The sequence below is a fragment of the Pedobacter sp. ISL-64 genome (genome assembly GCF_018613605.1).
GTDB lineage: Bacteria > Bacteroidota > Bacteroidia > Sphingobacteriales > Sphingobacteriaceae > Pedobacter.
Genome location: NZ_JAGGPU010000004.1, coordinates 150,319 through 165,755 on the forward strand (window position 1 = coordinate 150,319; position 15,437 = coordinate 165,755).

Consider the following 15,437-nt stretch of genomic DNA (forward strand, 5'->3'; position numbering starts at 1 on the left):
AGCTATCCTGACTTTAATCGGGATAGCTTTTTAATATATGTTTTGTTGTTGTTTATGCTTCTGAATAGGTGATTTTGTTCACATGTTTATCAATTTCCCATCTTCCTGTGCCTTCTTCGCCAATCACTTCGAATAATTCTAATGCCCTGCGTGCTTTGTATTCTTCTTCGCGTTGTTCTTTCAAGAACCAGTTTAAGAATTCCATGGTTACAAAATCCTGTTCTTTATGGCATTTAGAAGCCAGGTTTTTAAAGCTTTGGGTAATGGCGATTTCTGCTTCTAAAGCATCTTCGAAAACTTCTCTAAATCCAGCAAATTCGGTTTTTATGCCCGAAACTTCTGGAGATATTGCGTTTCCACCCATATCCAAAACATATTTGAACAATTTAAGCTGGTGTACTCTTTCTTCTTCAGATTGCTTTAAGAAATAATCTGCTGAAAAATCGAATCCATTTTGGTCACACCAAGATGACATTGATAAATATAGTGATGAAGAGTGGGCTTCTTTTTTGATCTGCTGATTTAATAGTGTTTCAATATCCTGTGATATTAAACATTTAATGCGCATTAAGTCTTTCATAATTTTCTTTGCTTAACTAATGATACAAATGTAACATCAAATTAACCATATTGTGTGATTTATTTGCTATATGAAATTAGTCTAAATTGCTGATAATTAGTTATTTGTAATCAGTTTAAATAAGGGAGGGGAGGTGGAAATGGATAGCTGAATAACGCCAAACGGATAGTGCTTGAGGATCAGAAGGATAAAGGCTGGTTTTTAGTTGGCAATTTTCAGTTTGTAGTTTTCAATGAATTAAGTCCATGTGAATAACTGAGGATTGGAGAATAGGGCAGTATATCGAAATTTACATCGTGATCGTCATCCTAAGGAGTGACTTATTGTATAAAAATCAATATCAACTAATGACAAGGGATTTTAGCGAATTGATAGGCCACGAAGAATCGTCATCTCGACCGTAGTGGAGAGATCTTTTAATCTAGTCCAAAGATCTCTCCACTACGCGGTGCTCCGGTCGAGATGACGCCGATTTTTAGAATCTGTCAATTGTAGTTTATCTCAGGATCTTTCTAGTATAATAGATACTGAAACAACCCGATAGCTATCGGGTTCAGTATGACGCGTCGAATAGAATTGAGCGAAAAATGGATGTAATTAATGCAATACAGTTTTTAGTTGGCAATTTTCAGTTAGTAGTTTGATGTAAGCAGTTAGCCATTATAGACAATTAACCGATTAACCAATTTATACGGCTAACCAATAAGCAATTTAAACTTACCAATAAACTAATGACTAATGAACCACTGAACTAACGACTAATAAACCAGTCTGTAAAGGCAGTCGCTGATGAGGTGATTTAATTTGAACATAGTAAAAGTACCTTGCAACAAATCTTTTAAAGCAATAATTTCTAAGGCACTTAATAAATAGATGTGTTCGCAACCATTAAAGGTAACTAGTTCGAAATCGGCTTTGTGGGTATTTAAAAGGAGTGCTTCAATATCAATATCTTCTACAACCTTTTTTAATTTTTGAAGCGACAGACAATTGTAACGGGCAAACTTGCCACCAAAATCTACATAAAAGCAGTTTAATTTATCTGATTGATAAATAGAACCATGGGTATTTGAGAATACGTTAACCAGTTCATTAATATCGATACACGCTTTTTCCATCGGTTACAAAAATTGGTATTATTTAGATTAAATACAAATAAAAATGAAAATAAATTTAGAGAAGCGTTGGGTGCGGAGCGTTTGGCGGTACAAAAACGATATTGGATGGTTATTTATTTGACCTTAAAGACCATATGATGGTATAATCCGCCCATAAATTGTTTTTCATTTTGAATAGCAAAGCCCATATTCTGGTAAAGCTTTAATGCCCGATCGTTGTTTTGTTCTACCAATAAGCCGATGTTGTGGTGGCCAAGTTGTTCAGCCCAATCAATTCCTGCTTTAATGAGCTGTTTTCCTATTCCCTTTCCCTGAGCATTTGGATTAACACTAATGGTATCGAGGTAAAATTCGCCGCTTTGGGTTTCGGTGCCTGGATTATTGTCATTGGCCTGGTAATGCTCAGCCAGGTATGCTAAAAATGGCTGACGGAGTTTTAGGAGTTTTCCACCATCATAGGCATTTAAAGATCCTAGAATTTTGCCCTCGTCTTCATAAATCAAGGTATTTTCGTAACTGTATTGATTGTTCTCTTGTTGGAAAAAATGTTTAAAGATCCGATTAATGATTCCATCATCTTCTACATTGGTTAATTTCTTCGCCAGCTTGCCCATTGCCTGAATAACCAGTGGTACAACTTCTTCTGCATCTATTGGCTTGGCTGGTCTGATCATTTAAATATCGCTCAGGTTAAAAGTTTCTGCCACACGGATTCCTTTTTCTGTTCTTTGTAAAGTACAGCATTCGTTAACTGGATCGTGCTCCAGGTATAAGATATAGTTGTTGTTAACGGCTTCTTCTAAAAAAGCTTGTTTCTCAGTCAATGTTTTTAACGGAAACATATCATAAGCCATTACATAAGGTAGGGGAAGATGCCCAACTGAAGGTAAAAGATCGGCCATATACACAATGGTTCTGCCTTTGTAACTGATTTTAGGTAGCATCATGGCATCGGTGTGGCCATAGGCGAAACTGATGTTGATATTTTTTTGCCATTCGATATTTTCTATTTCATCAATAAATTTAAGTTGTCCGCTTTCCTGGATCGGCAGGATGTTTTCCTTTAAGAAAGAAGCTTTTTCCCTTGCATTTGGCGCTACTGCCCATTGCCAATGTTTTTCATTACTCCAATAATGCGCATTTTTAAAGGCTGGTATCAGTTTCTCGTTTTCTCTTACTATTGCCCCGCCAACATGATCAAAATGAAGGTGTGTGAGGAAAACATCAGTAATATCGGCCGTACTGAAATCCAATTGCGCCAGCGATTTTTCCATCGAGTCATCCCCATGCAGGTAATAATGACTGAAAAACTTTTCGTCCTGTTTGTTTCCAATCCCGGTATCCACTAAAATCAATTGATTACCCTCTTCGATTAAAAGGCAACGCATGGCCCAGGTGCAAAGGTTATTCGCATCAGCAGGGTTTGTTTTTTGCCAGATGGCCTTGGGTACAACGCCGAACATGGCGCCACCATCTAATTTAAATAAGCCTGTGTTTATGGTGTGGAGTTTCATTTTTGTAGTATCAAGTAATTAGTACCAAGTAGTTAGTATCGAGTAATTAATATCTAGTATCAAGACTGGAATTGGCTAAAAATACAAAAACCCTTCAGCTTTAACTAAAGGGTTTTTGTAAATGATATTGGTTTTACTTATGGTTTTGGCGCCTTATGCCTTCCACCTTCAAACCTTCTACCTTATAAATGTATTACTTCTCCGTATGCATCAGCTGCAGCTTCCATAATGGCTTCGCTCATGGTAGGGTGAGGGTGAACAGATTTAATCATTTCGTGACCAGTCGTTTCTAATTTACGGGCAACTACGATTTCAGCGATCATTTCGGTAACGTTGGCACCGATCATGTGTGCGCCTAATAATTCGCCGTATTTGGCATCGAAAATTAATTTTACGAAACCATCTTTAGCGCCGGCAGCACTTGCTTTACCTGATGCAGAGAACGGGAATTTACCAATTTTCAATTCGTAACCTGCTGCTTTTGCTGCTTTTTCGGTGTAACCTACTGAAGCAATTTCAGGTGTGCAATAGGTACATCCCGGGATGTTGTTGTAATCTAATGGCTCGGCATGCTGACCAGCAATTTTTTCTACACAGATAATACCTTCTGCAGAAGCCACGTGGGCAAGTGCCTGACCGCCTACAACATCGCCAATTGCATAATAACCTTTAACTGAAGTATTGTAGAATTCGTCGGTAACGATTTTACCTTTCTCCGTTTTGATACCGGTTTCTTCTAAACCAATGTTTTCGATGTTGGCTACAATACCAGCAGCTGAAAGCACGATGTCGGCCTCAATAGTCTGCATGCCTGAAGCTGTTTTAACAGAAACTTTACAGCCTGCACCGCTGGTATCAACAGATTCAACACTTGCTGATGTCATGACATCGATACCTACTTTTTTGAGGCTGCGTAACAATTGTTTAGAAACGTCTTCATCTTCAACCGGAACAACGTTATCCATAAATTCTACGATGGTTACTTTTGTGCCCATGGTAGCATAGAAATAGGCGAATTCTACACCAATAGCACCAGAACCTACTACTACCATGCTTTTTGGTAATTCAGGAAGTACCATTGCCTGGCGGTAGCCGATAATTTTTTTGCCGTCTTGTTTCAGGTTAGGCAATTCTCTTGAACGTGCACCTGTGGCAATGATGATATTTTTTGCACTTAGTTCTTGTTGAGAACCATCAGCACCTTTAACTTCTAATTTGTTCCCCGGTTTTACTTTACCAGTTCCCATGATGACGTCAATTTTATTTTTTTTCATTAAAAACTGAACGCCTTTACTCATGCCATCGGCAACGCCACGGCTGCGTTTTACTATAGCAGCAAAATCTGCGGTTGCACCGGCAGTCGTAATTCCGTAATCAGCAGCATGATTAATATATTCGAAAACCTGGGCACTTTTTAAAAGTGCTTTAGTAGGGATACAGCCCCAGTTTAAACAAATACCACCTAATGATTCACGCTCAACAATTGCAACTTTTAGTCCCAATTGAGAAGCTCTGATTGCAGCTACATAACCACCTGGGCCGCTGCCTAAAACAATAACGTCGTAATTCATATCTATTTTAAAGAGATTTGCTTTTTAATTGTTTTGTGTAAATGTAATCTTCTGTTGAAGGAGTCTCCTATATAAAGGATAATTCTCGTGTTGATAGTTTTCTACAATCACCTTACGACATTGAATTTTTTAATTCAACGATTGCCAAAACTAAAAAAAAAATATCAATTGATAAGGGCAATGTTGCAATGGCAGTTAAAATTTACAATGACTGAATATTGTTGCTTTAAATTTAACATCGCATTTTAAAGCTTTAGTATTTGTAGATAGTCAAATAAAATAGTGTAGTTGGTTTATATAACTGTCTATTTTTTTAGTAAATATTTATTGTGAGTTGTTGTTATTTGAAAAATATCATTGTTGTAGCTTATTTTCTGCTTAAATTATAACTAAAAACAGCTTCTATTGTTAAAAATTTAGTTCTCTTATCAAAGTATTGATAAACTGAAAGTTATAACTACCTTAAATGATGTTAAATGTTGAAAAGTTTTGCCATACTTAACGATAATTTAACATTGAATGTTAAAATGTGTTAAATTTTATTGGGTACATTTGCGGCATTAATATCCCTATTAGATTTATTATTCAACAACAAAAAACATTTAAAAAACAAAGTATGAAGAAATCTTTACTTTTAAGATTAGTACTGGTTATTGTTGCATTTGTAGGTTTTACTTTTTGTGCAAATGCACAGGTAACCACATCATCAATGACAGGAACAATTAAGGATGCCAAAGGCGCCTTACCTGGTGCAAGTGTTAAAGCAACACATACACCAACTGGGACTGTTTATTCGGTATCTACAAACAACGATGGCCGTTTTACCATCGGTGGTATGCGGGTTGGCGGTCCTTATACCATTGAAATTAGTTTTGTTGGTTACAGACCAGAGAAACAAACTGAACTTTATTTAAAATTAGGTGAACCTTATGTTTTAAATTTAACGCTTACCGATAATACTTCAACTTTAGCAGAGGTTAAAGTTGTTGGTCAAAGCAGTAACGCCATCATGAATTCTAATAAGAGTGGTGCTAGTACAGTAGTTACTAGACAACAGATTCAAAGTTTACCTAGCATTTCACGTAGTGTTAATGATTTAACCCGTTTAACGCCACAGGCAAATGGTACATCAATTGGTGGTGGTAACTACCGTTCGAATAACTTTACAGTTGATGGTGCGAACTTTAATAACCAGTTCGGTATTGGTCAAAATATTCCCGCTAACGGTTCTCCAATTTCGATAGATGCATTAGAACAGATTTCAATTAATGTTACTCCTTATGATGTTCGTCAATCAGGTTTTGTTGGCGGGTCTGTATCAGCTGTAACACGTTCTGGATCGAATACATTTTCTGGAAATGCATTTTACACCATGCGTGGTGAGGAACAGCAAGGGAAAAGAATTGGTGAAACTTATAGGATTCCGGTATTACAAAAATTGGATGAGAAAAATTATGGCTTTAGTTTAGGTGGACCGATAATTAAAGATAAGTTGTTCTTTTTTGTTAACTATGAGAAGAAACACACTACTGAGCCAGGAAATAATAGGATTGCTGCAACCCCAAGTTTGCCTTATAATAGTGGTGTATCTACTGTTGCTCCTGCAACTGCATCTGATTTAGATGCGCTAAAATCCTACTTGATTTCTAAGTATGGTTATGATCCAGGGGTTTATCAAGGATATTCGAATATTAGCGACAACGAGAAAATGTTTGCCCGTTTAGATTGGAATATTTCTAAAAACCACCGTTTTAGTGTTCGTTACAACCAGGTTGAGAGTCAGTCTCCAAGTCCTGCCAGTACCTCAGTTACAGGTTCTGGTGTAACAGGCAATTTGGGTTATGGTAATAATAGATCCGGAACTGCAACAAATGCAGGTTTGAATTTTTCAAACTCAAATTACTATCAGGCAGCAAATTTATACTCTGCAGTAGCTGAGTTAAACTCAAACTTTGGTAGTAAAGTAACAAACGTTTTGCGTGCTACTTATTCTCATCAGAATGATCCTAGGGCTTCTGATAGTGCTCCTTTTCCTTTGGTTGATATTTTAAATAATACTCAAAGCGGAACATCAGCTGGTAGTGTGTTAACTACTTTTGGTTATGAGCCTTTTACTTACGGAAACTTAAGGGATGTTAAAGGTTATACTTACTCTGATGACTTAAGTTTAGCTTTAGGCAAACATAACATTACTTTGGGTTTACAAGCTGAGTTTAGCACAACCAAAAATGGTTTCCAACGTTTTGGTACCGGTTTTTATACTTTCGCTTCTTATGCTGATTTTTATAATAATGCAAGACCATTGCAGTATTCAGTAACTTATCCATTAACTGCTGATGGTTCTCAAGCTTATCCAAGTTTTAAATTTGCCCAATATTCTGCTTATTTACAGGATGAGTTTACGATTTCTGATCGTTTGAAGCTTACTGCTGGTATCCGTTTTGAACGAGCAACATATCCTGATGTTTCGGAGATTAGAACACATCCTTTAGTTGCAGCGCAAACATTTGCGAATGGGCAAAAAGTTGATACTGGAGTTTTACCTGATGCCAAATTAACTTATTCACCACGTTTTGGTTTTAACTGGGATGTATTGGGTGACCGGTCACTACAGGTTCGTGGTGGTTCAGGTATCTTTACCGGTCGTGTACCTTTCGTATGGATCGTTTCTCAATCTGGTGATGCTGGTTTACTTCAGTACACTCAGGTTTATTCTGGAGCATCAACACCATTCTTTAACCCAAGCATTGCGCCAAACTTAACTACAGCAGCTCCGGCAGCTGGAACAAGTATTCCCGGAACAATTAGTGCTATGTCTCCTAATTTAAAGTTCCCTCAAACTTGGAAGTCAAGCTTAGCAGTAGATTTTAAACTACCTGGTGGTATAGTTGCTACACTAGAAGGCATTTATGGAAAAGATCTTAATGTAGCAGTTGCTGAAAATGTAAACTTACAAGCCCCAACAGCATTAAATATCCCTGGTTATCCGGATAACAGACCATTTTACGGAAGTTCTGTAAACTCTAGACAAGTTGTAAACATTACATCTGCTGGTCTTCCAAGTGCCACCGGTACTTCAGCTTTAAACGTTGTTCAAATGACGAATGCTAAAGGTGGTTACAACTGGCAAGCTACTGCACAATTAACAAAACAATTTCAAGGAGGTTTATCTGCAATGATCGCTTATACCAGATCTGATCAACGTAATTACGGTGATGGTAGTGGTGACCAATTGTTAAATTTATGGTCTATTCCATTTACTTCAACAAACCCTAATAACCCAACTTTAAGTTATTCTCAAAACTTAACCCCAGATCGTATTGTTGCTAATATTTCATACAGAAAAGAATACTTAAAGAATTTAGCTACTTCATTCTCATTGTTCTATTCTGGATCGCAACAAGGAAGATATTCGTATAGCTATAGTGCAGATTTCAACCGTGATGGACAGACAAATGATTTAATCTACATCCCGCGTGATCCATCTGAGATAACTTTTGTAAATATTCCTGCCGGAACAACTGGATATGCAAAACCATATAGTGCCCAAGAACAGAGTGATATTTTTATGAATTATGTTAATAATGATCCTTATCTAAGCAAACACAAAGGAGAATATGCTGAGCGTAATGGTGCATTATTACCTTGGAGGAATCAGTTCGACTTTAGATTAACGCAGGAAGTTTTCAGAAACTACGGAAAATCTAAAAATTCATTTCAGTTTACAGTTGATATCTTCAACGTAGGTAATTTATTAAATCGTAAATGGGGAAATGTGAACTTTGCAAATAACGCTGCTATCTTGGTTCCTCAAAACGTATCATCTATCAGTGCAACAACAAAACCTACATTTAGGGTTGCTAATGCACAAGGCGATATCGTGAGAGAGTCATTTGGTACTTCACAAACCATTTCATCAACCTATTACATGCAGTTTGGTGTACGTTATAATTTCAACTAAGGCTGTAAATTTTTAAATTGATTAAAATGAAAAATATATTATCAAAAGTTATGGTTACGGCTAGCATTGTTGTTTTATCAATGAGCGCTTGCAAAAAAGACCCTAATGCTGAAAAAGAAGTTTCTGGTACAGGTGGTACAACTATTGAGTTGGCCAAAGGTGCCGCTATTTCTGCAACAGGTACTGTTGGAACTAGTGTGGTAACACTTAATTACATTGTTGGTGAAAAACTCTTTCCTTCAAAGGTAATACCTAAATTAACTGTTTATTATTTGGCCAACACACAAACAAGTGCTACGGCTGTAAGTAGTTCTGTAAGAACAATACTATATACGGCAACTAACGTTTCTTTGACTGCTACGGCTAACCCAGCAACAGGTGCACCTGTGGTTACTGCAACTGGTACTTACGGAAATTCTAGTAATACTGTTTGGGGTCTTACTTACACATTTAACTTAAGTCAAATAGGAAAAGGCCTTTTCACAGTAAATAATGGAGTAGCATCTCAATCAAGAGGAACAAGTTTAATTATTGTCGCTCAGGATGCATCGAACGCTACACTTGCGGAGTATACTTTTGCACTATCTGAATTTGGATTGAGAGCTGCATTATAGTAGTTCTAAAAATATAAATAAAAAATCCCCGATCATTTGATCGGGGATTTTTTATTTATATCAACTTCTGAAATATTTATTACTTCAGATCGCTTAATCTATTGTTTTTTTAACCCTCGCAGGCACACCTGCAACCATAACATGCGGCGGAACATCTTTGGTAACACAGGCTCCTGCTGCAATGTAGGCGCCTTTACCGATGGTTATTCCAGGAATTACAGTTGCGCCAGATCCGATAAAAACACCTTCATTAATGTTTACGTTTCCGGCAATGGTTACGCCGGGAGAAATGGTCACATAGTCTTCTAGTATGCAATCGTGACTGATGTTGCAGTTGGAATTAACAATACAGTGATTACCGATATGCACATTTGCATTGATTACACAGCCTGGCGCAATACAGTTGCCATAACCGATTTTAATTGAAGGGCTGATGTAGTTGTGTTGATGGATGATATTGATGAATTGATAGCCCTTGCTTTCTAATAGCTCAATGATCGATTTTCTTTCATAAGTGCCTATTGCACCAATTAATGCAATATTTAAAGCAGCAGGATGTTTTTCTAAAAAAGATGGCAAAGAAATAACGGGCTTGGCTATATTTGGATGATTAGCGGCATTATCCAGGTTTATTACATATCCTGCTAATTGATATTCGTTATTACCATTAAAATACTCGCTAAGCTCTGTAGCATGTTTGCCTGCACCAAGAAGATATACATTGATCATAACGTTATTCCTATTTGGAGTAATTTATTTAAATCCAATATACATTTATCTCAGCAAAATTAAATGATGTACCGATAAAACTTAATAATGTATCGATAAAGATATAATGGTAGCCAGCTGTGCATTAGATTAAATTGTTGTCTTAGCGATGTTTTTTATTATAACTAAAACCATTTCTGCCAAAAATTGATTTTAATATTAGTCTATTTATTTAAAACTAATATTTTTAAAACAATGAGCACTTCGAAACAGACCCATGATCATGCTACAATAAAAGCCTGGGCAGAGGAACATGGCGGTGTACCGGCAATAGTTGCAGATACAGCAAAAACCAAAGGCGGTGGTATTTTAAGGATACATTTCCCAAAGCATAGCGACAGTTCTTCAGACTTAAAGGAAACCGATTGGGATACCTTTTTTAAAACCTTTGATGACAATAAACTCGATTTTTTGTATCAGGATAAAAAAGCAGATGGAGAGGAGAGTACCTTCCATAAATTTGTAGACCGTGAGTAATAAATAAAAGGCTGCTGAAATTTAATTTTCAGCAGCCTTTTTAAATTGTATCTTAATGCTTAGTTATAAACGAAAGTTCCTTTTTCGCTTTCGATGGTTACCTGTTTCTGATCGCTTTTTTCTACACGACCAATAATCTGCGCATCTATATTAAAGCTTTTTGATATTTCGATAATGCTTTCGGCAATTTCCTGAGGAACATATAATTCCATGCGGTGCCCCATATTAAATACCTTGTACATTTCTTTCCAATCGGTACCCGATTGTTCTTGGATCAATTTAAATAGGGTAGGAATAGGAAATAAGTTATTCTTGATGACGTGGATATCATCATTGATGAAATGTAATACCTTGGTTTGCGCACCACCACTGCAATGTACAATACCATTAATCTGACTGCGATGGCTTTCTAAAATCTTTTTGATTACAGGTGCATAGGTACGCGTAGGGGATAATACCAATTTACCTACCGTAGTTTTGCCGAATCCTTCAATATCTATTTCTGCTGTTAATTGTTTCTTTCCGGAGAAAACCAGATCGAATGGAACAGCCGGATCGAAACTTTCAGGGTAACTGTTGGCTACTGTTTTATCGAAAACATCATGACGGGCAGAGGTTAATCCGTTCGATCCCATACCACCATTGTATTCGGTTTCGTAAGTGGCTTGTCCGGATGACGCTAGGGCCACAATTACGTCGCCTGGTTTAATATTATCGTTGCTAATGATATCTTCTCGCTTTAAGCGGCAGGTTACCGTAGAATCGACGATAATCGTCCTCACTAAGTCGCCAACGTCGGCAGTTTCGCCGCCGGTAGAATAAATCGAGATGCCTTGTTCGCGCAGATCGGCTAAAATTTCTTCTGTACCGTTAATTACAGCAGCGATCACTTCGCCCGGGATCAGGTTTTTATTCCTTCCAATGGTTGAGGATAACAAAATGTTATCGGTAGCACCCACACAGATTAAATCATCGATATTCATGATGATGGCATCTTGTGCAATACCTTTCCAAACCGAAATATCTCCGGTTTCTTTCCAGTATACGTAAGCTAAAGAAGATTTGGTACCTGCGCCGTCTGCATGCATGATATTGCAATATTCCTCATCACCACCTAAAATGTCGGGGATGATTTTGCAGAATGCTTTAGGGAAAATTCCTTTATCGATGTTTTTGATGGCATTGTGCACATCTTCTTTTGAGGCAGAAACGCCACGTTGATTGTACCTGTTATCACTCATGTTGGCGCAAAGATAGTTTTTTAAGGTGGAAGGTAAAAGAGTGGAAGACAGAAAAGTCTGAAGTCGGGAGTCCGAAGTCGATAGATTGAATATTGGTTTGTGATTGAGGTTTGGTTTGAACAGGCTTGTTTTGATAATATCATTTAAAGGGGTTTTGGAAGTGAGCGTTAGTTTTTCATGGCGGCTTGCGGCCCCGCTTTTCCTCCTGCCGTTTTAAAGCTTTGGAACAGGGAAAAATAACTTGTAAAACGGCATCTGTACAATCGGGCTTAGGTATAAAGGGTAGGCTCTTTGTGGACGGGTTTTTTCCTGCACTGGCCTATCTGAAATAAACCTGATTGCATGGATGCTGTAAACGATGAATTAAAAAATGGAGAAATTTTACAGCAGGAAGGAAAGCAGGACTGGATTAACCGATGAGCATTGAACTTACTTTTCATAAAAAAAACGGATTGCTAATGCACTTAATACACAGATGTTTATGATGGAAACAATATCATTTGAATAGGTTTTGGAAGTGAATGTCCGTTTTTCATGGCGGCTTGCAGCCCCGCTTTTCCTCCTGCCGTTTTTAAGCTATGGAACAGGAAAAATATTAAACAAATAAAACGGCATCCGTACAATCGGGCTTAGATACAGCGGGCTGGTTCGTTATGGCGGTTTTTTTCTTGCACAGGCCCAATATCATTAAGTTAAGCGCCGCGGTTGTCAGTCTGTCCAAAGGACTCCTGTGGAGAGCGTAGTCGAGGAATCTTGAGATTGATAAATCGCAAATAATTGCCCTTCGACTACGCTATCATTGACAGACTCCAATGGAATGATCGTCATCTCGACCGGAGCAACGCGTAGTGGAGAGATCTTTGAACTATGTTATTGAAATCAAATTTAAAGATCTCTTCCCGAATCTTCGGGATCGAGATGACGATACTTCTAATCAACTCACCTCTTTAAAATTCTTCAGTCATTCATATTGATTTTTATAAAATAAATTATCCCTCAGGGTGACATCTTTTTGAGATTTATCCCTTAATTTAATGACATTGTGCACAGGCCTATCTGAAATAAACCTGATTGCATGGATGCTGTAAACGAAGGATTAAATTTGAAGAAAACTTTACAGCAGGAAGGAAAGCAGGACTGGATTAACCGATAAGCATTGGTACTGCTTTTCAAAAAAAGGTCTTTGTCAACGTAATCCACTTTTCGATTAGATCCTGAACCAAGTTCAGGAGGACGTTGTGGTGGGGGATAACTTAACCGATTTTAATAATTGATCGATTAACCAGTTTACCGTTTTTATTTGACAGTTTACTTGCAAAGGAAACCAATGACCAACGAACCAATGGCCAATGAATCAACAAAAAAAGGCGTAGAGTAAACCCTACGCCTTAAACCTTTTAGCTTACGCCTTTCTTATTTCATGAATAATAATTCTCTGAATTTTGGTAAAGGCCAAACGCTATCGTCAACAATTTGCTCTAATTTATCAGCGTGGTAACGGATGATATCGAAGTAAGATTTAACTTTCTCATCGTAAGCAATCGCTTTCTCGCGGGTATCTTCGATTTTGTTGGTTAATTTACGTTCTTCTAACATCGCATCGATATTGGTTTTAACAATTTCTAAATGCTCTGATAATTTTTTAACGATATCGATAGAAACTTTGCTATCTACACCAATTGCTTTTAATCCTTGTACGTTTTCGATTAAAGAGTTTTGGTAAGCAATTGCAGCTGGGATAATGGCAGTGTTAGCCACTTCGCCCATTACACGTGCTTCGATCTGTAGTTTTTTATAGAAGTTTTCTAACATGATTTCATGACGGGCATGAATCTCACGTGTGCTATAAATACCTGTTGTTGCAAATAACTCAGCAGATTTTTCAGTTAAATAAGCATCTAAAGCTTTTGGTGTAGTTTTGATGTTTGATAAACCGCGTGTTGCAGCTTCATCTTCCCACTCCTGGCTGTAACCATTACCTTCGAAACGGATACCTTTAGATTCTTTGATGTATTTTTTGATTACTGTTAATAAAGCGATGTCTTTTTTATCACCTTTTTTGATCAATTTATCAACTTCAACTTTAAATTTAACCAATTGCTCAGCCATAATCGCGTTTAAGATCGTCATTGGTGCAGAAGAGTTTGCTGAAGATCCAACAGCTCTAAGCTCAAATTTGTTACCTGTAAATGCGAAAGGAGAAGTACGGTTACGGTCGGTATTATCTAATAAAATCTGAGGGATTTTAGGAATACCTAACCAAAGTGCGTTATCTTCTTTGATTTTTTTGCTGATACGTGAGTGCTCAATCTCATCTAACACATCGTTCAACTGAGAACCTAGGAAGATAGAGATAATTGCAGGTGGCGCTTCGTTAGCACCTAAACGGTGATCGTTGCTTACTGATGCAATACTTGCACGTAATAAATCGGCATGCTCGCTAACGGCTTTAATTGTGTTTACAAAGAAAGCAAGGAACATTAAGTTGTTTTTAGGTGTTTTACCTGGTGCCAATAAGTTTTTACCGGTATCGGTAATTAACGACCAGTTGTTGTGTTTACCCGATCCGTTGATACCTGCGTATGGTTTTTCGTGTAACAATACACGGAAATGGTGACGGCGGGCAACTTTTTCCATCAAATCCATCAATAATTGATTGTGATCGATAGCCAGGTTGATTTCTTCATAAATCGGTGCACACTCAAACTGAGATGGAGCAACCTCATTGTGACGGGTTTTTAAAGGAATACCTAATTTTAAAGCTTCGTTTTCGAAATCTACCATGTAGCTGAATACGCGCTCAGGGATAGAACCGAAATAATGATCTTCTAATTGTTGGCCTTTAGCAGACATGTGTCCGAATAAAGCACGGCCTGTTAATAATAAATCGGGACGAGCATTGAACAATGACTCATCAACCAAGAAATATTCTTGTTCGATACCTAAAGATGCATTTACTTTAGTAATGCTTTTATCGAAATATTGGCAAACATCAACAGCAGCTTTATCAAGCGCAGCTAATGCTTTTAATAAAGGTGCTTTATAATCCAAGGCTTCTCCGGTATAAGATACGAATACTGTAGGGATACATAGTGTTTTACCTGCTTTGCTTTCCATGATAAAAGCTGGAGAAGAAGGATCCCAAGCAGTATAACCACGAGCTTCGAAAGTATTACGGATACCACCGTTAGGGAAACTAGAAGCATCTGGCTCTTGTTGAACTAAAGCACTACCTGCAAATTTCTCGATAGCTCCATCGCCACTTGGCTCAAAAAATGAATCATGTTTTTCAGCAGTTGTACCAGTTAATGGCTGGAACCAGTGCGTATAATGCGTTGCGCCAGCACTCATTGCCCACGCTTTCATAGCGGTTGCAATTTGGTTGGCATCGTCAGAATTAATTAACTCACCCTGGTTGATAGATGATATTAATTTTTCATATACGTCCTTAGATAAGAAATCTCTCATTTTTCTCTTATCAAATACATTAGCGCCAAAAAAGTCAGAAATTTTTGCCGCTGGTGCTTTAACTTCTGGTGAAATTCTGTTTTGAGCCTCTTTTAATGCGATGGTTCTTAAGCTTTTCATTAATT

Annotated in this window: 11 protein-coding genes; 3 read left to right on the plus strand and 8 right to left on the minus strand. The window is 37.5% G+C overall.

What is annotated here, in order from left to right; translation table 11 throughout:
- Window positions 1-52: 52 nt before the first annotated feature.
- The 5 genes from J7E57_RS05350 to lpdA form a co-directional block, all read right to left on the minus strand.
- Window positions 53-580 carry a ferritin gene (locus J7E57_RS05350; RefSeq protein WP_131534154.1) on the minus strand — a complete coding sequence of 176 codons (528 nt, stop codon included), beginning with the start codon at window positions 578-580 and terminating at the stop codon, window positions 53-55.
- A gap of 758 nt (window positions 581-1,338) precedes the next feature.
- Complete coding sequence (locus J7E57_RS05355; protein WP_215125920.1) at window positions 1,339-1,698, minus strand: hypothetical protein; 360 nt, start codon at window positions 1,696-1,698, stop codon at window positions 1,339-1,341.
- Window positions 1,699-1,811: 113 nt separating this feature from the next.
- Complete coding sequence (locus J7E57_RS05360) at window positions 1,812-2,372, minus strand: GNAT family N-acetyltransferase (RefSeq protein WP_215125921.1); 561 nt, start codon at window positions 2,370-2,372, stop codon at window positions 1,812-1,814.
- Complete coding sequence (locus J7E57_RS05365; RefSeq protein WP_215125922.1) at window positions 2,373-3,212, minus strand: MBL fold metallo-hydrolase; 840 nt, start codon at window positions 3,210-3,212, stop codon at window positions 2,373-2,375.
- A gap of 182 nt (window positions 3,213-3,394) precedes the next feature.
- Entirely contained in the window at window positions 3,395-4,783 is a 1,389-nt protein-coding gene (gene lpdA, locus J7E57_RS05370; protein ID WP_215125923.1) for a dihydrolipoyl dehydrogenase, read from the minus strand.
- 616 nt (window positions 4,784-5,399) lie between these two features.
- On the opposite strand from lpdA, the gene J7E57_RS05375 reads away from it, so the two are divergent.
- The gene (locus J7E57_RS05375) at window positions 5,400-8,744 is read left to right on the plus strand and encodes a TonB-dependent receptor domain-containing protein (protein WP_215125924.1); all 3,345 of its coding nucleotides are present in this window, start codon (window positions 5,400-5,402) and stop codon (window positions 8,742-8,744) included.
- Window positions 8,745-8,770: 26 nt separating this feature from the next.
- The gene (locus J7E57_RS05380) at window positions 8,771-9,358 is read left to right on the plus strand and encodes a hypothetical protein (RefSeq protein ID WP_215164938.1); all 588 of its coding nucleotides are present in this window, start codon (window positions 8,771-8,773) and stop codon (window positions 9,356-9,358) included.
- Window positions 9,359-9,451: 93 nt separating this feature from the next.
- Here the strand turns inward: J7E57_RS05380 and J7E57_RS05385 are convergent, their stop codons facing one another.
- Entirely contained in the window at window positions 9,452-10,087 is a 636-nt protein-coding gene (locus tag J7E57_RS05385) for an acetyltransferase (RefSeq protein ID WP_215125926.1), read from the minus strand.
- A gap of 234 nt (window positions 10,088-10,321) precedes the next feature.
- Between J7E57_RS05385 and J7E57_RS05390 the strand changes: the two genes are divergently transcribed.
- Window positions 10,322-10,603, plus strand: coding sequence for a hypothetical protein (locus J7E57_RS05390; protein ID WP_215125927.1), 282 nt, complete (start codon window positions 10,322-10,324; stop codon window positions 10,601-10,603).
- A gap of 59 nt (window positions 10,604-10,662) precedes the next feature.
- Here J7E57_RS05390 and J7E57_RS05395 read toward each other — a convergent pair whose 3' ends face one another.
- Window positions 10,663-11,844 (minus strand): AIR synthase related protein, encoded by a 1,182-nt coding sequence (locus tag J7E57_RS05395; RefSeq protein ID WP_215125928.1) that lies wholly within the window; start codon window positions 11,842-11,844, stop codon window positions 10,663-10,665.
- Between the two features lie 1,413 nt (window positions 11,845-13,257).
- Window positions 13,258-15,432 (minus strand): glutamine synthetase III, encoded by a 2,175-nt coding sequence (locus J7E57_RS05400; RefSeq protein WP_215125929.1) that lies wholly within the window; start codon window positions 15,430-15,432, stop codon window positions 13,258-13,260.
- Window positions 15,433-15,437: the final 5 nt, after the last annotated feature.

Coding starts and splice junctions, on each gene's coding strand:
- J7E57_RS05385 (WP_215125926.1), bottom strand. CDS start 10,087: ATGATCAATGTATATCTTCTTGGTGCAGGCAAACATGCTACAGAGCTT.
- J7E57_RS05365 (WP_215125922.1), bottom strand. CDS start 3,212: ATGAAACTCCACACCATAAACACAGGCTTATTTAAATTAGATGGTGGC.
- J7E57_RS05390 (WP_215125927.1), top strand. CDS start 10,322: ATGAGCACTTCGAAACAGACCCATGATCATGCTACAATAAAAGCCTGG.
- J7E57_RS05375 (WP_215125924.1), top strand. CDS start 5,400: ATGAAGAAATCTTTACTTTTAAGATTAGTACTGGTTATTGTTGCATTT.
- J7E57_RS05350 (WP_131534154.1), bottom strand. CDS start 580: ATGAAAGACTTAATGCGCATTAAATGTTTAATATCACAGGATATTGAA.
- J7E57_RS05395 (WP_215125928.1), bottom strand. CDS start 11,844: ATGAGTGATAACAGGTACAATCAACGTGGCGTTTCTGCCTCAAAAGAA.
- J7E57_RS05400 (WP_215125929.1), bottom strand. CDS start 15,432: ATGAAAAGCTTAAGAACCATCGCATTAAAAGAGGCTCAAAACAGAATT.
- J7E57_RS05380 (WP_215164938.1), top strand. CDS start 8,771: ATGAAAAATATATTATCAAAAGTTATGGTTACGGCTAGCATTGTTGTT.
- J7E57_RS05355 (WP_215125920.1), bottom strand. CDS start 1,698: ATGGAAAAAGCGTGTATCGATATTAATGAACTGGTTAACGTATTCTCA.
- lpdA (WP_215125923.1), bottom strand. CDS start 4,783: ATGAATTACGACGTTATTGTTTTAGGCAGCGGCCCAGGTGGTTATGTA.
- J7E57_RS05360 (WP_215125921.1), bottom strand. CDS start 2,372: ATGATCAGACCAGCCAAGCCAATAGATGCAGAAGAAGTTGTACCACTG.